At 65.6% G+C, this 24,061-nt stretch carries 22 protein-coding genes and 3 pseudogenes; 14 read left to right on the top strand and 11 right to left on the bottom strand.

Annotated elements, in window-relative coordinates:
- Positions 1–135: 135 nt before the first annotated feature.
- Positions 136–1,440 carry a replication protein RepA gene (locus A7X12_RS16325; RefSeq protein WP_037456189.1) on the bottom strand — a complete coding sequence of 435 codons (1,305 nt, stop codon included), beginning with the start codon at positions 1,438–1,440 and terminating at the stop codon, positions 136–138.
- Between the two features lie 548 nt (positions 1,441–1,988).
- Here A7X12_RS16325 and A7X12_RS16320 point away from each other — a divergent pair.
- A pseudogene (locus A7X12_RS16320) lies at positions 1,989–3,190 on the top strand (AAA family ATPase).
- 267 nt (positions 3,191–3,457) lie between these two features.
- Entirely contained in the window at positions 3,458–4,435 is a 978-nt protein-coding gene (locus A7X12_RS16315) for a ParB/RepB/Spo0J family partition protein (RefSeq protein ID WP_007406427.1), read from the top strand.
- A gap of 35 nt (positions 4,436–4,470) precedes the next feature.
- Here A7X12_RS16315 and A7X12_RS16310 read toward each other — a convergent pair whose 3' ends face one another.
- Entirely contained in the window at positions 4,471–5,355 is an 885-nt protein-coding gene (locus A7X12_RS16310) for a DUF4238 domain-containing protein (protein WP_037456194.1), read from the bottom strand.
- Between the two features lie 12 nt (positions 5,356–5,367).
- On the bottom strand, positions 5,368–6,294 hold the full coding sequence (locus A7X12_RS16305) for a hypothetical protein (protein WP_007406383.1): 927 nt from the start codon (positions 6,292–6,294) through the stop codon (positions 5,368–5,370).
- Positions 6,295–6,456: 162 nt separating this feature from the next.
- Between A7X12_RS16305 and A7X12_RS16300 the strand changes: the two genes are divergently transcribed.
- A complete protein-coding gene (locus A7X12_RS16300; RefSeq protein ID WP_064312590.1) occupies positions 6,457–7,695 on the top strand; it encodes a hypothetical protein in 1,239 nt (412 codons plus the stop codon).
- A 121-nt stretch (positions 7,696–7,816) separates the two neighbouring features.
- On the opposite strand, the gene A7X12_RS16295 is transcribed toward A7X12_RS16300, so the two are convergent.
- From A7X12_RS16295 to A7X12_RS16265, 7 genes are all read right to left on the bottom strand, one after another.
- The gene (locus A7X12_RS16295) at positions 7,817–9,079 is read right to left on the bottom strand and encodes a type II restriction endonuclease (protein WP_443029307.1); all 1,263 of its coding nucleotides are present in this window, start codon (positions 9,077–9,079) and stop codon (positions 7,817–7,819) included.
- A 281-nt stretch (positions 9,080–9,360) separates the two neighbouring features.
- Positions 9,361–9,765, bottom strand: coding sequence for a copper-binding protein (locus A7X12_RS16290; RefSeq protein ID WP_007406376.1), 405 nt, complete (start codon positions 9,763–9,765; stop codon positions 9,361–9,363).
- Positions 9,762–12,905, bottom strand: a complete 3,144-nt coding sequence (locus tag A7X12_RS16285) for an efflux RND transporter permease subunit (RefSeq protein WP_064312588.1) — start codon at positions 12,903–12,905, stop codon at positions 9,762–9,764. The genes A7X12_RS16290 and A7X12_RS16285 overlap by 4 nt, the downstream gene beginning before the upstream one ends.
- Positions 12,902–14,392 (bottom strand): efflux RND transporter periplasmic adaptor subunit, encoded by a 1,491-nt coding sequence (locus A7X12_RS16280; protein ID WP_064312587.1) that lies wholly within the window; start codon positions 14,390–14,392, stop codon positions 12,902–12,904. Before A7X12_RS16280 ends, A7X12_RS16285 begins: the two co-directional genes overlap by 4 nt.
- On the bottom strand, positions 14,389–15,651 hold the full coding sequence (locus tag A7X12_RS16275; protein ID WP_013039107.1) for a TolC family protein: 1,263 nt from the start codon (positions 15,649–15,651) through the stop codon (positions 14,389–14,391). Before A7X12_RS16275 ends, A7X12_RS16280 begins: the two co-directional genes overlap by 4 nt.
- A 63-nt stretch (positions 15,652–15,714) precedes the next feature.
- Positions 15,715–15,972 carry a hypothetical protein gene (locus A7X12_RS16270; RefSeq protein WP_007683334.1) on the bottom strand — a complete coding sequence of 86 codons (258 nt, stop codon included), beginning with the start codon at positions 15,970–15,972 and terminating at the stop codon, positions 15,715–15,717.
- 77 nt (positions 15,973–16,049) lie between these two features.
- The gene (locus A7X12_RS16265; protein ID WP_007406428.1) at positions 16,050–16,412 is read right to left on the bottom strand and encodes a hypothetical protein; all 363 of its coding nucleotides are present in this window, start codon (positions 16,410–16,412) and stop codon (positions 16,050–16,052) included.
- 261 nt (positions 16,413–16,673) lie between these two features.
- Here A7X12_RS16265 and A7X12_RS16260 point away from each other — a divergent pair, with 261 nt between their 5' ends.
- The 11 genes and pseudogenes from A7X12_RS16260 to A7X12_RS26350 form a co-directional block, all read left to right on the top strand.
- Entirely contained in the window at positions 16,674–17,012 is a 339-nt protein-coding gene (locus tag A7X12_RS16260) for a hypothetical protein (protein WP_007406371.1), read from the top strand.
- 140 nt (positions 17,013–17,152) lie between these two features.
- Positions 17,153–17,632 carry a heavy metal-responsive transcriptional regulator gene (locus tag A7X12_RS16255; RefSeq protein WP_064312586.1) on the top strand — a complete coding sequence of 160 codons (480 nt, stop codon included), beginning with the start codon at positions 17,153–17,155 and terminating at the stop codon, positions 17,630–17,632.
- Entirely contained in the window at positions 17,629–17,850 is a 222-nt protein-coding gene (locus A7X12_RS16250) for a hypothetical protein (protein ID WP_007406426.1), read from the top strand. Before A7X12_RS16255 ends, A7X12_RS16250 begins: the two co-directional genes overlap by 4 nt.
- Positions 17,851–17,909: 59 nt before the next feature.
- Complete coding sequence (locus tag A7X12_RS16245) at positions 17,910–18,230, top strand: hypothetical protein (RefSeq protein WP_007406382.1); 321 nt, start codon at positions 17,910–17,912, stop codon at positions 18,228–18,230.
- Between the two features lie 23 nt (positions 18,231–18,253).
- A complete protein-coding gene (locus A7X12_RS16240; protein ID WP_030089529.1) occupies positions 18,254–20,164 on the top strand; it encodes a 2Fe-2S iron-sulfur cluster-binding protein in 1,911 nt (636 codons plus the stop codon).
- The gene (locus A7X12_RS16235) at positions 20,164–20,892 is read left to right on the top strand and encodes a hypothetical protein (protein WP_007406424.1); all 729 of its coding nucleotides are present in this window, start codon (positions 20,164–20,166) and stop codon (positions 20,890–20,892) included. Before A7X12_RS16240 ends, A7X12_RS16235 begins: the two co-directional genes overlap by 1 nt.
- Complete coding sequence (locus A7X12_RS16230) at positions 20,889–21,611, top strand: hypothetical protein (RefSeq protein WP_007406380.1); 723 nt, start codon at positions 20,889–20,891, stop codon at positions 21,609–21,611. The genes A7X12_RS16235 and A7X12_RS16230 overlap by 4 nt, the downstream gene beginning before the upstream one ends.
- Positions 21,598–22,041, top strand: coding sequence for a DUF1622 domain-containing protein (locus tag A7X12_RS16225; RefSeq protein WP_007406411.1), 444 nt, complete (start codon positions 21,598–21,600; stop codon positions 22,039–22,041). The genes A7X12_RS16230 and A7X12_RS16225 overlap by 14 nt, the downstream gene beginning before the upstream one ends.
- A gap of 14 nt (positions 22,042–22,055) precedes the next feature.
- Entirely contained in the window at positions 22,056–22,496 is a 441-nt protein-coding gene (locus tag A7X12_RS16220) for a four-helix bundle copper-binding protein (RefSeq protein ID WP_064312585.1), read from the top strand.
- Between the two features lie 254 nt (positions 22,497–22,750).
- A complete protein-coding gene (locus A7X12_RS26355) occupies positions 22,751–23,143 on the top strand; it encodes a hypothetical protein (protein ID WP_232318550.1) in 393 nt (130 codons plus the stop codon).
- A 135-nt stretch (positions 23,144–23,278) separates the two neighbouring features.
- Positions 23,279–23,827: pseudogene (locus A7X12_RS26350) on the top strand (glycosidase); the annotation flags it as partial.
- A 44-nt stretch (positions 23,828–23,871) separates the two neighbouring features.
- On the opposite strand, the pseudogene A7X12_RS26805 reads toward A7X12_RS26350, so the two are convergent.
- A pseudogene (locus tag A7X12_RS26805) lies at positions 23,872–24,061 on the bottom strand (strawberry notch C-terminal domain-containing protein); the annotation flags it as partial.

Here is a 24,061-nt window from a genome sequence, read left to right as displayed (position 1 = left end):
GTCTGGCTGTAAGCGGCATAATTCTACCTCCTGCTTACACGCTCGGCCCCTCCTTTCCTCTTTTCGGTCGGTCTGAGACTTGGAGACAGATTCAGCCTGCGCTCGCCTCAACGCGAACGGCTCGGAGATCATCGGTTAGTCGTCGCTTCGATTCGCGCGGCGTTCAGCATAGGCGACGACGAACTTCTCCCAGATCCGCAGCCACTCTGAATCGGTGCGCGGCCGGCTAAAATCGGGGCATCCCTTGCGGAATGCAGCCGCCATGTCATCCACTGACCACGGATGGCCCTTGGTCAGCGCGATCTGGCGGAAGACGGCCTCACGCGTGCCGTATGAGAGAGACCCGGCGGGGAACGGAAGAGTCGGCGCATCGTCCTTCGCGGGCGCGGACTTCGCTGCATGGGCCGGTTTGACCGATGATCTCGGTGCCGTTTTCGGAGCCTCGCCCCCGACGAGTCGAAGGTGCGGCCCCACGAGCTTGCGCTCCAGCGGTGCCGGTGACGGATGAAGAATGACCTTCCGCCCGGAGAGATCGACATTTGCGTTGGGATAGACCGCCGACACGATCTGCATGGTTTCGCGGACGGTCTGTCGGAAGCGCTTGCTGTCGGCCTCGTTGCCAAGGTGCTTGGCGAGCTGGTCCCATGAGATAACCTGGCCCTTGTCGGATCCAATCCGCGGGAGTCGGTAGGCAAGGTAAGTGTAGAGATCGAGCGCCGTTGGCGTACCCTTGAGCTCGCGGATGGCGATCTCATTGAGTGGCACGGCATGGTCGATGAGGTGCGAGTAGAACGCCTCGGACATACGGATTTCGCGCGCGAATGAGCCGTTCTTGTCGAGCGAACCGGCATATTCGTTGGAAATCTTGACGTCCCGGACAGCGAAGGCGTTGTCTTCCGTGTCGGTGCCGTCCCAGCGGATCTGCCACTCGCACGCCAGCAGCCGATCCACCTGCTCTCGCATCAGGTTGGCCGTCCCGCGTGGTCCATAAGACACGGTCTGGTAGCCAAGGCGGCGCATCCACTCGGTGAAATTGCGGCCAAGATAAACGTCCCGCGATTGCTTCATGACCGCCTGAGAGAGGAGGTAGATCAGGGCAACGCGTGGATAGGCGCCATAAGGCACACCAAGGCTTCGCATGACGGACTTGCCGTCGACATTCTGAAGCACTGGCCTGGGATTGATGGCCAGCGCATATTTGCCGTCCTCACGGACGATGGGCTGAGTGTCGTCCTTGGGCCGCTTGGTTGGCAGCGACATCGCACAAAGCGCGGAGTGGAGGAAGGCAGGAACCGGTTCTTCGTCCTGGACGCGCAGGAATGCGTCCAAGGTGAGCTGGGTGCCGGCGGTGGTGGCGAGCTTGCGGACGCTCTCCTCGCCGCCGTTGAGCATGGCTAGTGCGTACTGATGCCCCAGCGGCCTATGCTGATCCCCATTCATGGTCTGCCCTTCCCCCCGAATCGACCGGGGGCTGTGATGGGCATGTCTCAACAGGTTTGAGGCGTGAAATCAACCCCGTTGGCAGTTTGGGAGGGGAAAAGGCCGCGAGAGTTGCAGAAACACCGATGATGTCGGTGCCGTTCTGCGCCCTCCCCCTGCCCTCCTTCACCCAAAATCGAAAAATCAAAACGATTCGCGAATCGGTTTTTTATAGGGTGATTCTAGTAATAGGTATGGGCTCTGAGATCATCGGTCGGCTCGCACCGAGATCATCGCTGATACGCACCGAGATCATCGCAAAGTACCGAGATCATCGGTGGTTATCCACAGGTAGCCGTTTGTCGCCACAATCCCAGCGCCAGACTTTGCAGCAACACGCAAAGGCACGGAGATCATCGGTCGCAGCCGCCGCCGATTGGCCAGAAAGCGCGCACATGCGCAAGGGGCTCGGAGATCATCGGTCAACTTGTAAGTCTGGTGGCCATTTCCTTGCTCGAAACTGCCAACGTGGCTATCATGGCGCATCAAACCCACAGAAGCGGACTGAGATGGCTACCGACCCCTCCCTAGCACAGCCGGACGACCTCATCGAAGGTGGTCTGGACGTGCTCCACAGAAAGTCGTTGACGATCCTCAAGCGCATTCGTGACAGCGCGGTTGATCCCGAAACCGGTCAGAAGAAGGGTCCGACCTTCCCGATTTCGAAAGCTGCTGCACTGGTCGGGCGGACGGCATCTGCTGTCCGGGAAGCGGAGCGCGACGGCCGCCTCCCCGCTCGAGGGCGGACGGGCTCCGGGCATAGGCTGCAGTATACGCTCGAAGAGCTTGATCATATGCGCGAGGTGTTTGGAACGCGTCCCTGGCGCGAGCCAACCGATACCCCGGCGATCATCTCGGTCTGCAACTTCAAGGGGGGCGTCGGCAAGTCGACGATCGCGCTGCATCTCGCCCAGCATTTTGCCATCAAGGGCTACCGGGTCCTGTTCATCGACTGCGACAGCCAGGCGTCTTCAACCATGATTTCGGCTATCGCCCCGACGTGGACCTCGACGAGGAAGACACGCTTTACGGGCATTTTCACAATCCGGAGCTGCTTGGCGTTCGCAAGATTATCCGCAAGACGCACTTTCACAACCTCCACCTGATCCCGTCGAACCTGCGACTTTATAATCTCGAGTATGAGATCGCCGGGCACATGGCGCGAAATCAGAACATGGAGATCATCGACCTGATCGCGCAGGCCATTGATGAGGTGGTCGATGACTATGACGTCGTGATCATGGACCCGCCGCCGGCATTGGGCATGGTGTCGATGGCTGTGCTCCAGGCCGCTAACTGCATGGTCATTCCGGTGCCGCCGAGCCTTGTCGACTTCGCCTCGACGGTATCTTTCATCGACATGACGCGAACGACGATGAAGCAGCTCGAGCAACTCGCGGGGCGGGGAAGGCCGGCCTACAACTTCATCCGGCTGGTCGGCAGCCGCGTGGACGAGAGCAAGTCGATGCACCGGGAGATACTGTCGATGATGCGGCAGGTCTTCGGTGGCTCAATGACGCAGTCGGTGATGGTCACCAGCGCCGAAATCGACAATGCCAGCTCCAGGATGAAAACCGTTTTCGAACTCGACAAGCCCGTCACGTCGCACGAGGTCTACAACCGCTGCATGAAGCATCTCAGCGACGTTTGCCAGGATATTGAGCAGGACGTTCTGCGCACCTGGGCGAGCAGGGCAGGGGGCCGAATTTAGGGAGAGTTGCCACGTGGCAACTCCGATATTTCTCACGTCGGCGAGCACGGGCAATCGGGGAGTGAGACGAAGCCGGATCACCGAGTTGCCACGTGACAACAAAGTGGAAGAACCCAATAGAAGCAATATGTTAGGTAGGAATACCATGTCAGATCGCACACGGCAGGAACGTCAGTGCAAGCGCCTGGGGGCGGCGCAGTTGCCACGTGGCAACTCTGGCCTGTTGGCACCCGTCGGCGAGGGCAAGAGAGAAGGAGAAACGGGCCGATGAGCAAGGGCAACAAGGGCTTCGGCTCGATGTTCACAGAGGGGCTCGACGACGAGGAGAACCTCGATAAGGCGACCCCTGCGGACGGCATCATGGCAAGTCGCAGCCAGACGCTCGCGCGCATCGCGACGGGGAAAACGGTCGCCGACCGGACGGAGTGGGTCGATCCGGAGCGGTGCCGCCCATGGCGGATGCACAATCGCGATCTGGATCATTTGAACGAAGATAGCTGCCGCGATCTCATCGACTCCTTCCTCTCCGCCAAGAAGCAACGGATCCCCGCTATCGTTCGGCGTCTGAAAGATGACCCGAACTTCGACTTCGAGATCATCGCCGGCGTCCGCCGTTGGTGGACGGTGAAATGGCTGCGAGCGCATCACCACCCGGAGTTCGAGTATCTGGTGACGATCCAGAGTGTCACGGACGAGGAGGCGTTCCGGGTTTCAGATGTCGAGAACCGCTCGCGTAAGGACATCTCGGATTGGGAGCGGGCCAAGGAATATACGGTGGCGCTCGCGGAGTTCTACGAGGGCTCGCAGTCGCAGATGGCCGAGCATTTAAACCTTTCCAAGTCGTGGCTGAGCCGGCTTCTCGACGTTGCGCGCTTGCCCGAACCAGTTGTCGCGGCGTTCTCCGATACGCACGACATCACGGTACGCGTCGCGCGTGACATCAAGCCGCTTACCGGAGATCCGAAGGCGCTGGCGAAGATGCGCGAAGAGGCTGAACGCATCGAGGAAGAGCGCAGCCAGAAAGGCTTGAAGCTGAGCGGGCCGGAAGTCGCGAAGCGGCTCGTGAAGGCGACTGTCGCGCCAGCCGTGAAGGCTGCCGCCGAGAAGGAGATCACCGGCAAGGGGGGCAAGGTCATCCTGCGCTATACGAAGGCGCGGGGAGGGGGGCTGACGATCAAGGTGCCGCCGAAGGCTGAGGCGTCGCCCGCCGAGCTTTTGAAGGCGATCGAGGGGCTGCTGTCGTAGGGTGATGGAGCGCGGCGTCTGGCGAGGTCGCCGCCTTATATGGCGTCCCGCTTATATTTGTCGGCGGTGCTCTGCGTCACGGAGTGGCGGCTTCGCAGGCCGAAGTTCGCGCGGATGAAGTCGCCGGCTTGACGCGTCCTCGCGCCTACGAACGCCTGGGCATGTCCCACGGTCGACCGGTTCTGCCGCGTGATCAGTTCTCGCTCGGGTAGGCTCACGATCCGATTTGCCAGCGTAGTGGACCCGGCAGCAACGAAGAGGGTCTCCGGTCCGATCGGAAGAGTGACATAGGACGAGGCACTACCAAGCCAGGCGAAGCTGACCGGCACGTCGAGCGGCCAATCGGAGACGAACAATTCCCGGCGATTGTTCGTCTTGATTATGCGCCAGTCCATGTTGATGAACGCTCGTCCGCGATCCGCGTCGTCGATGACCAAGCGCAGGACTTCCATCTGAAGCGCGCTCACGGCCTCGGGCGGCAGCGCCCCATCTTCGCCGCGCAGCACGGACTTCGCGGCCTCTGCGCTTGCGAGAGCGCCGACGGCGTCCTTCATGCCGCGCATATCCAGCGGTGTCCGGAACCACAGCGACATGACGAACCGGCCCCAATCCGAGCATTGCGCGTCGCTGAGCGAGTTGACCTTGCCGTCGAGGAGCAGCGCGTGAACCTTGGCCGCAGCGTCATCGATCACCTGCATGAACAGGGTTTCCATCTGCTGGGCATGCTCGGGCGGGAACCCGATCGTCTTGTACAGGTCCCGCTCGAAGCAGACGCTCTTGGGTGATGCAGGACTGCTCTCGATCTCCCCGATCCGATTGCGCCGATAGCGCAGCAGGGTGTCGCCATCCTTCCACTGGTCGAGGAGGAACTGCGGGATGAAGTGATGCCGGGACGGAGGGTTCTGTGGCTTGGATTGCACGGTGTCTGTGGTTCAAGAGGGATGAGCAAGTGAGGCGAGTAGCTTGCGCGCGCCTTGCGGGGTGACCTTCAACAGGCGCGCGACAGCGGCCGGCTGAAGGCCCGGATAGGCAAGCTGCAGGCGGGCAAGGAGAGGGGCCTTGCTCCGCTTCGTGACGGCCAGATCGGTCTGGATGCGCGACGCCGCACGCTCGATCGCGTCGAGGTCGCGCAAGCCAGCATGCGCCGTCCGACCGATCGCCTGGGCCAAGGTCTCTGCCAGATCGGCGGGGGAGGGGGGCAGAAACTTGGACATCAGGATGAACGAGGGGATCACGCGGGTCGTGAAGCCAGCGCGGCACAGCATCCGCGGTACGGCGGCGGCGATCAGCCAGTTTCGATCGCGTCCACGGGGAGGCAGCTCGAGAGCGCGACCATCGACGCTGACGACATCCCAGCTGCCTGGTGCCGCTGGTTCGGTCAGCGCGAACAGCTGGAAAATGCGGTTGGCGACAGAGAGGAGGTCACCGGAAGGGAAGGGGGCGTCCGCCACGGTTCGCAGCTGTCGCCACATGGGCCCGAAGTGCGCCAAGTCTTCGGCCGCATAAACCTTCGCCTCGGTGCGGTCATCGAGTACCGTACGGAGCACGTTGAGCGTGGCGCGGCCGAGCGAATCCTTGAGATCCTCGTCGCGGCTGAGCGCAAGGTGGAAGACGGCGGCAACCGAGATCGGATCGTTGAGGCCTTCGGAAGCGCGGGGAGGGGGTGTGCGGCCGGCGATCCAGTCCTGCAGGTCGCGCACCGCGATCGGCACGCCGGCGAGGCCGGCCAGGACGGTGGCGCCTTCCAGGCGCGAGCGCGCGAGAAAGATGTCGGCGCATGGACTACCGTGCAATCGGCCATCGAGGCGCCCGAGCAGGAGCAGGCTGTCGTCGGCGCGCAGGTTGTCTGTCCGCGTCATAGGATGGCGACAATGCCATGGCGGGAAACCAAAGTCAGCAGTTCGTTTCTACATCCGTGACCTCCCGAAAGTGGAGATTCGATAATTGCAGTTATCACATAAGCGGACTTGACCGTTCATTATAAGGTGGGCTACAAGCGCGGCTGAGGAGCGAGGCGCGTCGTGAGCACCGAAACCGCCCGGGAAGGGCCAGAAATCCCCGTAGCGCCGCCTGAGGCTGTCCTGCCGGCCGTCAGGGCGCCGGCCGACCTTGCGTGGACGATCGTGCAGATGCGCGCCGGCGAGCGCATCACCGTCAACGAGGGCCTGATCGCCGCCTATCAGGCCGCTTCATCGCCCCATAGCATCCGTGCGCTCAAGTCCGACGTCGAGGCGTTCGATGCGTGGTGTAGGCGCAACAACCGGATTGCACTGCCGGCGACGGCCGAGACGGTGGCCGACTATCTCAACTCGCGGGCAGGCAAGGGGAGCCGCCCAGCCTCGCTATCCCGCTACAAGGCGTCGATCGCCAAGATCCATCAGTTGCTCGAACTCAAGGACCCAACCCCCGCGCCGCTGGTGAAGCTGCGGCTGCAAGCGGTGCGCCGTGAGAAGGGCGCAGCGCAGAAGCAGGCAAGGCCGCTGCGGTTCAAGGGGCCGGTGCGCGACGTGGAACGCGACAAGGCGCGTGGTCTCAACGTCCGGGCGCTGCTCGAGAGCTGCGGAAACGATCTGCCGGGGCTGCGCGATCGCGCGCTGCTGTCTGCCGCCTATGACACCGGCCTGCGTGCGTCCGAGTTGGTAGCCGTGGCCATCGAGCATATCGAAGAGGCGATCGATCCCGAGGCGCGGCTGCTGCAGATCCTGCGCAGCAAGGGCGATCAAGACGGGGAGGGGGCAACCGCCTATCTCAGCCCGCGTACCGTGTCGGCGATCGCGGCCTGGACCGAAGCGGCCGGGATCACGGCGGGGCCGCTGTTCCGGCGGGTGCAGGTGCGGCGCTACAAGGCGCGCGCCGCCGTGCGCGGTCGGCCGATCGACAGCATCTCGGGGCGGGAGACCTGGGATCTGCGCAAGACGCTGCCCAGGCCTGCGGTGAAGGCGCGGGTCGAATATGACATCGGCACCGTCGCGCTGCACCCGGGTTCGATCGGGCCGATCTTCCGCTCGATCATCCAGCGCGCGTTCGATCGTGGCGCTCTGCCCGACCTCACAGCCGAGGATCTGGCGCGGCTGCTCAAGGGCATCAGCGCGCACTCGACGCGGATCGGGCTGAACCAGGATCTGTTTGCGAGCGGAGAGGATCTGGCTGGGATCATGGATGCATTGCGGTGGAAGTCACCGCGAATGCCACTCGCCTATAATCGCAACCTTGCTGCAGAGCAGGGCGCAGCGGGCAGGCTGATGGCGAAGATCGGCTGATGGGGTCGCTGGTCGACTCGATTGCAGGAGGGCGTCGCTCCCCAAGCAACCTCATCGGACCGGCATGAGCTTATGGAGCTGGCCGGTGGCCCTTGCCAGCAGCGGCACAATGGTCCGTGTTTCAGGGAAGGGGGCTTGAGATCGCCTTGATGGCCTTCAATCCCGTTCCAAAACGAGCGATCGCGTCCCTGTTTCTCTCCAGCTCGCCATAGGGCAGATAGGCGAAGTCGAGATCGGCAATACGGCTGAAAGCCGGGCGACGGAGTTGCGCGCGAACGTCCTGCTCGCGCGCATTCGGTGCGACCAGGAATAGCCCGGCGGCAGCGTGCAGATCGCTCCCCGACAGCGCCAGATCGAGCATGCGCACGATCCCCGAGTAGATCGAGGTCGAATGTTCAACCTCGAACGCGGCGGCGACGCCGTCGCCACCCTTCGCCAGCCACAACACGTCGATGAGGCGGATCGAGTCCGCTCCGGGAGAGGTCGCAATGGCGTCTGGAAGGCGCTCGAGGCATCCCTGTCCAAGCGGGCAGCCAGCGTGAAGTCGACCGCGGTCATTGGCGGCGATCCACACATCGTAACCGAGGGCATGGCCGAGGTCGCGCAGCCAGGCCTGGATTTCGGCGTGCGTGCGATCGGTTTCGCCCTGCGCGGCGGCTGTCTTGTCGAGCCGGCTTGCCTCCGCTCTGGCATGTTCCAATCTGCCGAGCCAGTCGTCGGCCGCCGTTGCGTCATCCTCCAGCGGTGGCGCGGGATAGCGGCCCGAGCCAATGTCGAACAACAGTCCGCCGATCGCGCCGAGATCGTTGGAGAGCAACTCGCGGTAACGGTCGTTGAGGTCGAGGATGCCGGCGCGCATGGCGAGAAAATGATCCCATGACCCGAGCTTCACCTTGGCGCCGGTGACGGCATTGTAGCCCTTGACGATCGCGGTATTGAAGGGCGGCACCAGCGTCGGGTGAAGGAAATAGAGCAGGTTGGCCGCCGCCGGCCCCAGCCCCTTGATCTTGAGCGCGTCTATGCTGCGGATGTGGCTGATGATCTCCTCGGCGGTATCGCAGCACGAGCAATTGTCGAGCAGGCGACCGAACGCCCGCTGGTTGTCCGGGCTTTCGTAGATGTCTGGAATGCGCAGCTTGGGCTTCCACAGCCAGGCATGGTCGGCGCCCTTGAAGATCTGCCGCTGTTCGGCGATCGAGTGGACAACCGTTTCCAGTGACGAGCCGCGATAGGCGACGCCGAACCGCCCACTTTCGATTTCTGCGACCACCTGCTGCAGCCCGCAACGGATGGAGCGGAAGTTTTTCAGCCGTTCGTCCCACAGAAACCAGGAGCGATAGGTGGCGCCGGGATCGTCTCGCCAACGACGGACAAGCTCGCTCACGAGATCATGATGTGTCGCGGGTAACAAGGTCATACTGGCTGGGTCATCTAAACTGGGCTCCTTGCCGTTCAGGCTATCGCGAGCAAGGGCGGCTTGCACGTTCAATGTGCGATCCGCGAAGCGTGCTCAAATTGTCGGTGATCGCGCAGGGAAACGCCGCTGGCATTGGGCGTTGCCGGTCGCAACCGTCGACCGGGCGCACAGCCAGGCAGACGGCCGGCACGGGCGTCGCCGCCCGGGAGCGGCGACGCAACCAGCTTTTTCCGGTCGAACTTAGCGGATCACTGCTTTGCGATCGCGGTGACCTCGCCATCGCTGCCCTTGAGCGAGAGGTCGAAATCGACCTTGTCGCCGACCTTGACCGCATCGGTGATCGACGGCGCGGCCTTGAACGCCATCGTCATCGCGGGCCACTTGGCCTCCGGGATCGGACCATGATCGAGCGTGATCGTGCCTGCCGCCTTGTCGATCGCGGTGACGGTGCCATGGCCCTTGGCCTTGATCGCGGCGTTCGCGTCAGGCGCCATCGACATGTTGCCCATGTCGCCGCTCATGGTCGCGGCGGGCGCCGCCTCGTTGGTCTCAGTCGCAACGGGGGCCTCCGCCTTCTTGCCGCACGCGGCAGTCAGGGCGGCGAGGCCGAGGGCAATGGTCAGTCGTGCATGGTTCATCGTCTTCTCCTTCATGATGAAACGGGTTGAGGGATGGGATCGGTCTTGGGCCGTCGCAACAGCAGGTAGGCGGCGGGCAGGACGAACATTGAGAGCAAGGGCGCGGTCAGCATGCCGCCGATCATCGGCGCGGCAATCCGGCTCATGACCTCCGAACCCGCGCCTGATCCCAGCAGGATCGGCAGCAGGCCGGCCAGGATCACCGCCACCGTCATCGCCTTGGGACGGACGCGCAGCAGCGCGCCTTCGCGCACGGCGGCCTCGACCTCGGCAGCGTCCGGATGTGCGCCGCGCTCGGCCAGCGCGTTCTTGAGATAGATCAGCATCACCACCCCGAACTCGGCGGAGACGCCGGCGAGCGCGATGAACCCGACCCCGGTGGCGACCGACTGGTTGAACCCCAGCAGATAAAGCGTCCAGATGCCGCCGGTCAGCGCAAACGGCAGCGTCCCCATGATCAGCGCCGCCTCGTCGAAGCGGCCGAAGATGAGGTAGAGCAGCACGAAGATGATCAGCAGCGTCGCGGGCACGACCAGCTTCAAGCGGTCGACCGCGCGCTCGAGATATTCGAACTGGCCAGAGTAAGCGATGCTGACCCCAGGCGAGAGCCTGACCTGTTTCGCCACCGCACGCTGCAGATCGCCGACCACCGAGGCAAGATCGCGCCCGCGCACATCGACGTAGACCCAGGTCGAAGGCCGGGCATTCTCGGTCTTGAGCATCGGCGGTCCCTCGGCGATCGAGACGTTTGCCACGGTGCCCAAGGTGATCTGCTGGCCCGCGGGCGTCAGGATCGGTAGCGCCCGCAGCCTTTCGAGGCTGTCGCGCAATTCGCGCGGATAGCGCACGCTGATCGGATAGCGGGCGAGGCCCTCGACCGTCTCGCCGATCGTCTCGCCGCCGATCGCGCCGGAGACGATGGCCTGGACGTCGGCGATGTTGAGCCCGAACCGCGCGGCGGCGGCGCGGTCTATGTCGACATCGACATAGCGTCCGCCGGTCAGCCGCTCGGCGAGCGCCGAGCTGACGCCGGGCACGCTCCTGGCCACGGTCTCGACATCATGCGCGATGCGGTCGAGCTCGGCGAGGTCACTGCCCGACACCTTGACCCCGATCGGGCTCTTGATGCCCGTCGCGAGCATGTCGATGCGGTTGCGGATCGGCGGCACCCAGATATTGGCGAGACCCGGAAGCTTCACCCGGCGATCGAGCTCGTCGACAAGGCGTTCGGGCGTCATGCCCGACCGCCACTGGTCGCGGGGCTTGAACTGGATCGTCGTCTCGAACATTTCGAGCGGCGCGGGATCGGTCGCGGTCTCGGCGCGGCCGGCCTTGCCGAACACGCTTTCGACTTCGGGCACGGTCTTGATCAGGCGGTCGGTCTGCTGGAGCAGCTCACTCGCCTTGGCGGCCGAGAGGCCCGGCAGCGCCGAGGGCATGTAGAGCAGGTCGCCCTCGTCGAGATTGGGCATGAACTCGCCGCCGAGCCGGCTGAGCGGCCAGGCCGTGGTGGCGAACACCAGAGCCGCGATCAGCAGCACTGCCTTGGGCCGCTTCATCGTCCAGTCGATCGCGGGCCGGTAGATATTGGTGAGCCAGCGATTGACCGGATTGGCCTGCTCGGCCGGAATGCGGCCCCGGATCAGCCAGCCCATCAGGATCGGCACCAGGGTCACCGACAGGATCGCGGCCGCGCCCATCGCATAGGTCTTGGTGAAGGCGAGCGGCGCGAACAGCCGGCCTTCCTGCGCCTCCAGGGTGAAGACCGGAATGAACGACAGCGTGATGATCAGCAGGCTGAAGAACAGCGCCGGCCCGACCTCGGCCGCCGCCTCGGTGACGACGATCCAGCGCATCTCGCCATCGAGATGTCTGTCCGGGTGATCCTGCTCCCAGCGTTCGATCCTCTTGTGGGCGTTCTCGATCATGACGACCGCCGCATCCACCATCGCGCCGATGGCGATGGCGATGCCGCCCAGCGACATGATGTTGGCGTTCACCCCCTGGAACCGCATTACGACGAACGCGGCCAGCACACCGAGCGGCAAGGTCAGGATCGCGACCAGCGCCGAGCGGACGTGCCAGAGGAACAGGGCGCAGACCAATGCGACGACGATGAACTCCTCGACCAGCTTGCGGGTGAGGTTCTCGACCGCGCGATCGATCAGCTGCGAGCGGTCATAGACCGTGACCACCTCGACGCCCGGCGGCAGGCTTTTCCTGAGATCGGCGAGCTTGTCCTTGACCGCCGCGATGGTCTCACGGGCGTTCTTGCCTGACCGAAGAATAACGACGCCGCCGGCGACCTCGCCTTCGCCGTTCAGTTCGGCGATGCCGCGCCGCATCTCGGGGCCGACCTGGATCGTGGCGACATCGCCGAGCCGGACGGGCACGCCGCCCGCCGCAGTCTTGAGCGGGATTGCCCGGAAATCGTCGAGCGTTTTCAGATAGCCCGAGGCGCGGACCATATATTCGGCCTCGGCCATTTCCAGCACCGAGCCGCCGGCTTCCTGATTGGCTTGGCTGATCGCCTGCACTGCCTGGGCGTGGGTTACGCCGTAGGCCGCGAGCTTCACCGGATCGAGCAGCACCTGGTACTGCTTGACCATGCCGCCGATGCTGGCGACTTCGGCCACGCCGGTCACGGTCTTCAGCTCGTAGCGCAGGAACCAGTCCTGCAACCCGCGAAGCTGCGAGAGATCGTGCCGGCCGGTGCGGTCGACCAGCGCATATTCATAGACCCAGCCGACCCCGGTCGCGTCCGGCCCGAGCGCGCTGCGGGCGCTGGCCGGCAACCGACCCTGGACCTGGTTGAGATATTCGAGCACGCGGCTGCGCGCCCAGTAGAGATCGGTGCCGTCCTCGAAGATCACATAGACGAAGCTGTCGCCGAAGAAGCTATAGCCGCGCACCGTCTTGGCGCCGGGCACCGACAGCATGGTGGTGGTGAGCGGATAGGTGATCTGGTTCTCGACGATCTGCGGCGCCTGACCCGGATAGGAAGTGCGGATCACGACCTGCACGTCGGAAAGATCGGGCAGCGCGTCGATCGGGGTCGAGCGCACCGCCCACAGGCCCGCGCCGACCAGCGCGAGCATGCCGAGCACGACGAAGAAGCGGTTCCTCACCGACCAGCGGATGAGATGGGCGATCACTGGCCCGCCACCTTCGCCATATGCCGCAGCGTCGGTCCCGCCGGGGGCCGGTCGAACCCGAACCGGACCCGGTCACCCGCCTTGAAGCCGCGCGCGATGCCCGGATTGGCGAGCGCGAAGGTCATCGTCATCGCCGGCCAGTCGAGCGCGGGAACGGGCTCGTGGCTGAGCGTCACCGAATTGGCCGTGATCCGCTCGATCTTGCCCGTCGTCTCGTACAGCGTGGCTTTCGACGCCGGCGCGGCGATGGTCGCCGATGCCGCACCGCCGCCGATCGGCCGCGCCTCGATTCCCGACAGGCTCGCCTCGGAATCGATCAGGAACTGCCCCGAGACGACGACGTTCTCGCCGGGCGACAGGCCGGCAAGGATCTCGGTCTCGCCCCCTGCCTCGCGGCCGATGCGGACCTCGGCGGGATGATAGCGCCCGTCGCCTGCGGCCAGCATGACGAGCGTGCGCCTGCCCGTGCGGATCACCGCTTCGCTCGGCACCAGCAGCGCCGGCTTGGCATCGCCGCCAAGCACGACGCTGGCGAACATGCCCGGCCGCAACCGGCCGTCCCGGTTGGGCAGCTCGATCCGCACGGTGAGCGTGCGGCTGTCGGCCTGCGTGGTCGGCAGGATCGCGATCACCCGGCCGGCGAAGCGCTCGCCGGGGAAGCCCGCCAGCGTGGTGCTGGCATTCTGGCCGACCCGGACATCGCCCGCGCGCGCTTCGGGCACCGCGGCATTGAGCCAGACGGTGCCGAGCCCGCTTACCTGGGCGAGCGTCTGGCCCATGGCGAGCGTCACGCCGGCACGGGCGTCGAGCGTCTGGATCGTGCCCGAGATCGGCGTCGTGATCGTCACCACGCCGTTCGGGCGTCCGCTCCGCTCGACGCTGGCGATGAGGCCGTCGGACATGCCCATCAGCCGCAGTCGCTGGCGCGCGGCCGCGGTGAGGTCGGGCTTGCCGAGCCGCCTGACGCTCAGATATTCGGTCTGCGCGCCGCCCCATTCGGGCAGGAGCAGGTCCGCGATCGGCGCGCCGGCGCGGACCACGTCCCCGGGCGCTCGCGCATAGACGCGGCTCACGAACCCGCCCGAACGCGCCTGGATGACGGCGACGTCGCGCTGGTTGAAGTCGATCGTGCCGGTGACCTCGAGGGCCGAGGCAAGGCTGCCCATCTTCGCCGCGACGACCCGCAATCCCAGGCTCTGCCGCGCGGCGGGATCGACGGCGACCGTGGGGGCCGCGCCGGCGCTTCCTCCGTCCGCGTATCGCGGCACGAGCTGCATATCCATGAAGGGCGACTTGCCGGGCTTGTCGAACTTCTGGTTGGGGAACATCGGATCGTACCAGTAAAGGACTTTGCCTGCCCCGGCGGGCGTGGTCGCCTCCGATTGCGGTGCCTGGCGATGGCCAGCCCAATAGCCTGTGCCGCCGGCCAGCAGCGCGACAGCCAGGATCGATGCGCCCCAGCGCAGCGCGGATTTATCGAGCGTCATGGCCGCTCCTCCCCATAGGTGATAGTGATGCGGACCGCGTCGCGCGCGACGTCGGCTTCGCGGTTGAGCGCCTCGACCTCGGCCTCCGCGAGCCCGAGCGTCGTGAGCAGCGCGGCGCCAAGGTCGAGCTTGCCGGCGCCATAGCTGTCGCGGTCGAGCTCGGCGCGGTGCCTGGCGAGTGGCACCAGCGTCTCGCGGGCATTGCGCAACCGGGAGAGATGCATGGCATGGTCTGCGAGATCGGCGTCGAGCTGCGCCACCAGCTCGCGGCGGATCGCCTCGCGGTCGAACCGACCCCCTTGCGCAAGGCTCTCGCTTGCAGCGATCCTGGGGTTCTGGCGCTTGCCGGCGAACAGCGGCAGGTCGATCGACACGCCGACCGAGGCCATGTCGCCGTACATGGGATCGCGCCGGCCATAGGTGACGCCGACCTTCCAGTCGGGGCGCTTGTCGGCGCGCGCGAGACGCACGTCCGCTTCGGCGACTGCGATCCGCGCGTCCTGCGCGCGCAGGGCGGGAAGCGCATCGATCCCGGCCCGCAGCCGGATCGGATCGACATCGAGCATCGGCGGGTCGCCCGTCGCCTGCGGGTCGGGGTCGCCGGTATAGCGCGCGAGCCGGGCCCGCGCCTGCGCCACCACCGCAGCCATCTCGGCGCGGCGATCGGCGATGGCGGCGCGGAGCTGGTCGGGCTCGAGCGCCTGGCTCGGGCGCGCGCTGCCCGACGCCAGGCGTGCGGTCACGGTCTTCTGCAGGTCGTCGAGGCTGGCATCGAGCAGGTCGAGCTGCCGGAGCCGGCGTTCTCCATAATAGAGATCGACCCAGGCGAGGGCGGTCTCGAGCCGCACGTTGCGGCCTTCGACCAGCTCGCCCGCCTCGGCGATACCGATATCGGCCGCGGCGCGCGCGGCGCGTGCATGGCGCTTGGCGAGATTGGGGAAGGTCTGGCTGAACCCGATCGTCGCCATAGTGAAATCGTCGCGCGTGAAGCTGCCGGCATTGGGGCCGCTCACCGGGAAGTTCTGCAGGCCCAGGTCGAGCGTCGGATCGGGCAGGCGATCGGCCGCGACCGCCGAAGAGCGGGCGCCGGCTGTCGCCGCCGCGCGCGCCTTGAGGCTTGGCGCGTTGGCGGCAGCGAGCCTCACTGCCTGCTCGTAGGTGAGCGGGCCGGCCGACACCGGCACGGCCCAGGCGCTCGCAAGCGTCGCACCGATAGAGAGCAACAGGCGTCGCACAGCGCGCCTCGGCATCATGATCATGGATATCATCCCCTCATGACAGAGGCGGCGCGCCAAGATGTGACGCGCCGCTCCGGAGCGGGTTTAGCCCTTGTCCGACCTGACTGCGCCGCGCATGCAGTCGGCGGCGCTTGCCTGCATCATCGCGCAATCGCAGCTGGCCATGTCCCGGCTGTCGGGCACCCATATGCGGACACGCGCAGGGCCAGTCGCCCGCGGACCATATTGCGGCGCCGACCGCCATTCCCAATGGCCTTGCGGCGTGCGGCTCGCGTCGGTTGCAAGCGCAGGCGCGGCGAGACTGAGGGCCGCCACAAGGGCGGCCGGAAGCAGTTTGATCATCACGAAAACCTTTGACTGAAAAGAAGGAAACCGGGCGCGCACGCATCGATCGATGCGCGCAGCCCGTGCTCGTTCAATCAGGCAAGGCTGGTGGGAGGATCCGGCTCGGGCGCAACCGCCTTGCCGGTCAATATCGTGTCGGTCGTCCAGAAGCTGGGCGCGTCGTAGAGACGCGCAGGCGCAACGCCGCCTGCCAGGTCCGCTGCGACCAGCGGGATCACGCACCCCATCGCGGCGATGCAATCGAGCGTCAGGCCCTTGCAGGGCTTTTCGCTGGGCGCAGGCTGCTGCTTGGCCATCATCGCCATGCAGTCCGCATCCATGCCCTTGGCCAGCGGCGCGCCTGCCGCCTGCGGCACGCTGTGCGCGGCCGCCATCTGGGCTCCGAAGAGACCGGACAGCGCTCCGATGACGAGCAGGAGGGCGAGCAGGCGTTTCACGGGCCTCGATATCTAGCGGGTTTCGCGGGCGCAGCCAACCAAAGTCTCGCGCCGCGCGGATTTTGAAGTGCTGACGGCTGATTCCGTCAACTCCGCGTCAATAAAGATCCGGCCCGGGGAAGAAGATCGGCTGCGGCCTCTACGTATATCGAGGCTGGACCCGGGACCGTAGTCCCAAGCCTGAAGAGACGCTCTTCCCCTCGGCAAAGTCCGGGCGGTGGCTTACCATCCAAGGAGGTGAATATGGTCAGAAAAACTCTCATGGTCGCGCTTGCCGGCATTTCGATGCTTGCTGCCGTCCCCGCTATGGCCCAGGGCATCGGGCACAGCCTGTTCATGCGCGGCTCGATCGTCGACACGGGCAGCAACGGCACGGTCGTCTGCATCGGCAAGGCCGATGGCGCCGAGGTCGGCCAGAAGCTCGAGGTCTATCGCGTCGTGACCCATCCGGGTCCGTCCAAGGGCGTGGCGCCGACCTATCACCGCCAGCTCGTCGGCCATGTGACGATCGACCATATCTTTGACGATCACTTCGCGCACGTGTCCGTCGCCGACGGCACGCCTGCCAGGCACGACATCGTCGAGCTTCGCAAGAACTGACAAGCCGGTGGCCCGGCGGCACGGGCTGCCCTGCGACGCGTCGGGGCAGCGGGCCGCCGGCGACGAGGAGACCGTTCGGGGTCAAAGCGAAACCGCTTGACCCTGGACCATGGTCCAACCGGCATGATCGAGCGGATGACATGGGCAATTTCAAGATCGGCGAACTGGCCGCGGCCGCAGGCGTGGGGCGGGATACGATCCGCTATTATGAGCGGATGGGCCTGCTGCGCGAGCGCGCGCGCACGGCAGCGGGCTACAGGCTCTACGACGCGACCGACCTCGAGCGCGTCAATTTCATCCGCTCGGCGCAGGAGCTTGGTTTCACACTCGAACAGGCCCGGCAGCTGCTGGCGCTCAGGGCGTCGGACACCGCGCATGCCCAGGCCGTGCTCGATATCACGCTTGCCAAGATCGCGGACGCCGAAGCCCGGCTCGAGCGCCTGTCGGATATCCGCGACATGCTGCGGATGCTCGCCGACGAATGCCCGGGCGAAGTGCCGGTCTCCGATTGCCCGATCCTCGCCTTCCTGACGGCGCGGCGGAAAGACCAGCAGCATAACAAGAAACATCAGGCAGCGCAGGACGAACGATCACCACGAGCGAAAGGGGTTTTGTCATGAAGAAAATGCGTTTGATCGCCGTCCTCACGCCGGCGCTGCTTCTAGGCGCCTGTGTGACCACGCGGCCGACCTCGGCGCAGGTCGAGAGTTGCCGGGCGATGGAGGGCAATATGGGTCTCCAGACGCCGCATGATCATGGCGAGATGAAGGGGCAGGGGCGCAACCCGATGAACCTCTCGCACGACCGGTGTCTCCGGATTCTGCGCAGCGCGCAATGAGCCGGTCCGGACGCCAGGGATGGCGCCCGGACACAGTTTTCAAGCCAAGGAGCAAAGCCATGATCGACCATGCGAAGAAAGCCCTTCCACTTGTCGGCGGAAGCCTGTTGCTGGCGCTCGCGCTTTCGGGCTGCGACCGCCAGGCCGACCAGACGGTGCCGCCCGCGGCGAACAGCGTCGCCGCCACCCCGGTCCTGACCGACAGCGGCAACGCTGCAGACGCGGCGCCGATGGACGCGATGAGCAACCAGGCCGAGATGGAGCGGCATCACCGTCAGGCGATGGACCATGACGCGATGCGCGCCGGGGCCGGCAACCAGACCGCGCCGGCACCCGATCCCGCGCCGGGCAATGCGGCGATGCCGATGAAGGATATGTAGGCTCGCACACTAAGGGGATGAGGATGTCCAGGCGGATCAGCCTTCGACGCTTGAGCCTCGGCTGCGCAATCGCTCTCAGCCTGTCCGCGAGCGCGGGCGCGCAGGAGGGCGAGGATCATGCCGCGCATCATGGCGCAGGCATGCCGGCCGGCGGGGGCATGTCCGCACCGGCAGAGCCGGGGTCGTCGGACATGGCGAAGATGATGAACCCCATGATGGATCGCATGATCAATGGGGAAGGGGAGAATGAGCACGGCCACGAATCGCGCCGGACCGGCTTCATCTCGCAGCTGCTCGCCTTTCCCGCGCTTGACGAAGCGGCAAGGCAGCGGGTCGCTGCGCAGGCCGGCGAACGGGTAAGCACGGGTCTGGCGATGATCAACGCCGCCTCGGCCGACGGCGCGCGTGCGACCACGGTCTCGGCCCGGCTCGATGCGGCGCGGCGCCTGCGCGAGGGAACCGACCTGTTCCGCTCCGGCACCGCCGCGCAGGGCGCGATCGGGGGCTTGCAGCCGCCCCGGGAGGTCGGGCTTGCCTGGCTGCGCGATCAGCTCGACATCGACCAGGCCGCGCCCGGCCATGCCGATCACTGGTTCGGCATCTCGCCCTCGCACCTCCTTCTCATGCTGTTCCTGGGGCTGGTGAGCGCCACGCTTATCGCGCTGCAGATCTTCCGCCTGCGGCGGATCGGGGCGATCGCCGGCGGTGTCGCCACCGCCAAGGTTCCAGCAAAGCCGGAGCCGAAGGCTGCCCCTCCCGCTACCAGGGTTGCGCCCGCGCCTGCACCCGTTGCCGACAGCGCCGGGCTCGCGCCGAGCAATGCCGCCGCACCCGCTGGGGCGTCGCTGCGCAAGCCCAAAAGCTGGGCGGGGCAGCTGCGCGTGGTCCAGATCGTGCGAGAGACGCCGAGCGTGCTGACCTTCCGGCTCGCGGACCCGACCGCCGACCGGCTGCCGTTCGACTTCCTGCCGGGCCAGTTCCTGCAGGTCGAGGTAGAGCCCGAAGCGGGCAAGACCGCGCGCCGTTCCTACACGATCGCCTCTTCGCCGACCCAGCGGGCCTATGTCGAACTGACGGTCAAGCGCGAGGAGCAGGGCGTGGTCTCGCGATACCTGCACGACAAGGTCGTCGCCGACGATCTGCTGAAGGTCAGCGGACCGTTCGGCGCCTTCACCTTCACGGGAACGGATGCCCAGAGCATCGTGCTGATCGCGGGCGGGGTCGGCATCACCCCGATGATGTCGGTGCTGCGCTATCTCACCGACACCGCGTGGAAGGGTGATATCTTCTTCTTCTACGGCGCACGGTCGACCGAGGAATTCGTGTTCCGCGACGAGCTCGAGCGGCTCGAACGCCGTTTTCCCAACCTCCATGTCGTCGCCGCGATGCAGCGCGCGCCCGGCACCGTCTGGATGGGCCCCGAAGGGCCGATCACGCGCGAGATGATCCTGGCCGCGGTGCCGGAGATTGCGAGCCGGCGCATCCATATGTGCGGCCCGCCGGCGATGATGGGCGCGATGCGCGGCGTGCTGGCGGAACTCGGCGTCCCCGAAGCGCAGCTGCACACCGAGGCGTTCGGTCCGGCCTCGCTGCCGGCCGACCACGAGGATCTCGAGGTCAAGCCCGCGCCCCCGCCAGCGGATAAGCCGGCCCCGAGCGCCGAGGTGGCGCCGAGCACGGTGACCTTCTCCGTGTCGGGGGTGTCGGCGGCCTTGCCCGCGGACGAGACCGTGCTGGAGGCGGCCGAGGGCGCGGGCGTCGAGATCCCCTATGCATGCCGTGCGGGCACATGCGGCGCCTGCGTGGTCAAGCTGCTGCAGGGCGAAGTGACGATGGAGGTCGAATCCGGCCTTGCGCCCGCCGACAAGGCGCAAGGCTATGTGCTCGCGTGCCAGGCGAAGGGGACGGGCACGCCGCTCGTGGTCGAAGCCTGATGCGCGAACGCAGCGACATTGCCGTGGGCCTGCTGGTCGCGTTCCTGCTGCTGTTCCCGTTCGGCTATCTCGTGCATGTGTCGCCCCGCTTTCCGGGTAGCCTGGCCGGCGGGATCATCGGGATCGCAGCGCTCGTGCTGATGCTGCTGACGCTTCCTTATGTCGCGGCCAAGCACATCGCCTGGGTCGACAAGGCGCTCTCCCGGGTCGTCAGCAAGCCAACCCTGCTCGCCATCCACATCTATGCCGGCGTGCTGGCGCCGATCCTGGGTCTGGTCCACGCCGCGCACAAGCTCGAAAGCCCGGTCGGCCTGCTTCTGACCGTCCTCCTGCTGATGACGGTCATCACCGGCTTCATCGGCCGCTACCTGCTTGCCCAGCTTGGTCGGGCGCTGCGCGGACGCAGGTCAGAACTGGCCTCGCTTCGCGCCGCCTTCCTCGAGGAGCCGGCGGCGCCGACGCAGGCCGATACCGCAGCCCCGCCGCTGTCGGGCTGGAAGCGCTATCTGTTCGTCGCCGGGGATGCGTCCGCGGGCCAGCGCCCCCAGGACAAGGCGGGGATCGCCGCAGCGCTGGCCGATACCGAATTCGCGATCCGTGCCGAAGAGGCAACCAACACCCTGTTCGCGCGGTGGCGGTTCCTGCACATCCTGCTGGGCTGTCTCATCTTCGCGCTGCTCGCGCTCCACGTCGGCGCGGCGATCTATTACGGGCTGCGCTGGCTATGAGCTGGCAGCGTCTTTCCTACGCCGTCTTCATCGCAGCCCTGCTGGTGATGGTCGCCGCGGTCGCGATCCGGATGCGATCGGACGCGCCGAGGGATGCCGGCCTGGTGGCGCAGCTCGTCTCGCCCGGCCCGCTCTCGAGCGCGCACCAGTCCTTTGCCGGTCAATGCACGGCCTGCCACACGCCGGGCAAGGGCGTCGAAACCCGGACCTGTCTCACCTGCCATGCGGGCACCGATTTCGGGACGAAGCAGTCGACGCAGTTCCACGCGAAAGCGACGCAGTGCACCTCCTGCCACGTCGAACATGAGGGAGAGCGCGGCATCATCCGCATGGATCACGCCGCGTTGCTCGACATGGCGAAGTGGCGGCAGCCTTTGGCGGGCATGTCGACAAACACTCGAAGCCTGACCCCCGAGACCGCGCTCAATTGCGCGAGCTGCCATGCGTTCCGCGATCCGCACCAGGGCCTGTTCGGCACCGACTGCGCGAGCTGCCACAAGACCGACAGCTGGAAGATCGCCAATTACCGCCATCCATCGGTCAATTCGACGCAGTGCGCCGAGTGCCACAAGGCGCCGCCGAGTCACTTCATGGAGCATTTCAGCATGGTCTCGCAGCGCGCAGCCGGATCGAAGGCGCGCGTCGACCAATGCTATGCCTGTCACGCCACCGACAGCTTCAACAATATCCGCAAGCGAGGCTGGTATGATCACCATTGAGGCCGACTGGCTGAGCGCCTTCTTCCGGCTCGCGGTGATCGGCCTGGAACTGGCGGGCACGCTGACCATCCTGGTCGGCGCGGGGCTCGCAACCTTTCTGTTTGCGCGGCGGGCGAGGGCGGGCGACCGAACCGAGGCCTATAGCGCGTTCCGCTCGGCGCTCGGCCGCAGCATCCTGCTCGGCCTGGAATTTCTGGTCGCCGGCGACATCGTCAAGTCGCTGGTGATCAACCCAACGCTCGACGATCTCATCGTTCTGGCCGGGCTGGTGCTGGTGCGGACCTTCCTGAGCATCTCGCTCGGGGTCGAGATCAACGGCCACTGGCCCTGGGAGGAAACCCGGATGGCGCGGGAGAAGGCGCGTGCGGCGTCGGATGGGTCGCCTGCGACGGCTGAGGCCGCCGGATGCGGCACAGCGCTCAAGGGATAGCAGATGGGAGGTGCATGATGATCGAGAGACGCGAATTGCTGATGGCCGGCGCCGGCCTTGCCGCCGCCGGAACGCTGGCTGTGCCGGCGGCGGCGCAGCAGCATCGAATGGAAGGGATGGCGATGTCGATGACGGACTGCATCGACGATTGCGTGGCTTCGCACCGCATGTGCCTGGAAACCGCCGCTTGGCTGACGAAGCAAGGCGGCGCGTCAGCTACGGCGTCGCTGATCGCCATGCTGAACGACTGTGCGGAACTGTGCCAGGCGACCGCCAACTCGATGCTGCGGGAATCTGCCCTGCACCGCATCGTCTGCCGCGCCTGCGCCGACGCTTGCGAGCGCTGCGCCGAGGAATGCGGACGCCATAGCACGGACCAGCGGATCGCGCGTTGCTCGGCCACCTGCAAGAAATGCGCGGCGAGCTGCCGAACGATGGCGGACATGTCGAGCTGAGCGGCGCGCTTCGCACGTGCCCCACATAGTCACGTTCAGGCCAGAGCCCCCGGTCACAGCTTGTGTGTCCGACAACTACGCCAGGACAGCGATCATGGCACGTGGCACAAAGTCCGAGTATCCGGCAACGGCGGAAATCATCGCACCCGCCATCGCCGGAGCCTTCCGTGCCGCCACCCGATAGTCGGGTAATGCCGAGCACCATCTTTACGATTGCGTGAACGCTCCACGGTCGATCTGTATTGGAGAAGTCAGTGTCAACCGCCGAATTTGTCAACCGGCTACCCGAATTGCTCCGCCCCAATCCAGCAAGGGTAGTGATCAGACCCTATATGCCGTCGACGGAAACCTATAAATATGCGGTACCGGATCAGCCACGTGCGCAGCGCATCGCCGACCGCGTCCTGGCGCTCGACCCAGCATCGCTCCACGATGAGTTGCAACGCATTCTTGATGATTTCTCGGGAAGGCATCGTGAGGTTCCGTCCCTGTTTTTGCGGCGGTTCCACGAGGTTGATGGCATCATCGTCTGTGATTGCGAGGTCACCCATGAACAGGCGCTCTTGATCGGTGCCCATTTTTGCAACGAATATTCCTATGAGGCAGCAGCGCTTTTCAATCCGAGCATCGTCCTGCATCCTGATTAGTCTGCTGTACCTGAAAACTCTCTCCGATTCATTCTTTCCCTGCGAGGCGTGGGCGAGGGGCATATCTCCTCCGTCACCTTTCGCACCGGGTTTTGCGCCGCGGACGGAACCATAGCAATCAATCCTCCGAGCCCCATGCCGCTCGTGCTGGAGACTGAAAACATCTCCGGCGAGGACGGGCCGGACGCGGGCATTCGGATCAAGTGCGATGGCAGCCACGATCTCTCGGAGATCGTGATCTTTCCGACAACCCCCAGCCAGCGTGGTGGCATCGAAGACCTTCGCTTGGTCCGCTTCCTGGACGACGATGGCCGAGCCACCTATTTCGGTACATATACGGCATTTAGCGGCCAGTCCGTCCGGCAGGAGTTGTTGTCCACGCCGGACTTCCGGACATTCGAACTCAGACCGCTGCGTGGGGATGCCACCGGTAGCAAGGGCATGGCGCTTTTCCCCCGACGCATTGCCGGGCACTTTGCCATGCTTGCGCGCGAGGATAACGAAAATATCTGGTTCCTGACGTCCGCGGACATTCACGACTGGAGTGGCGGAGCGAAAGCCATCGAACCTCGCTGGCCTTGGGAGTTTGTCCAGATCGGTAATTGCGGATCGCCGATCGAGATCGACGAAGGCTGGCTGGTCGTAACTCATGGAGTCGGCGCCGTTCGGAACTATTGCATCGGGGCGTGCCTGCTGGACCGTGACGATCCCTCGAAGCTGCTGGCGCGGACGATGCTACCGCTTTGTAAGCGTCCGGTGAAGGCGTCGTCGGGCGTCAGGGTTGACGTGCCGGTCGCGAGCGCGCCCGCCACCCATGCGGGGGAGACGCGGCGACCGACGATGCGCTCGCCGTCATCGGTCTGGAGTCGATAAACCCGCGTCGACTCGTTCGGCAGCCGCTTCCAGATCGGCAGCAAG

The organism is Sphingomonas sp. TDK1, assembly GCF_001650735.1.
GTDB lineage: Bacteria > Pseudomonadota > Alphaproteobacteria > Sphingomonadales > Sphingomonadaceae > Sphingomonas.
The sequence above is the reverse complement of the archived record's forward strand: the minus strand, read 5'-3'. Positions and strand labels throughout refer to the sequence as shown.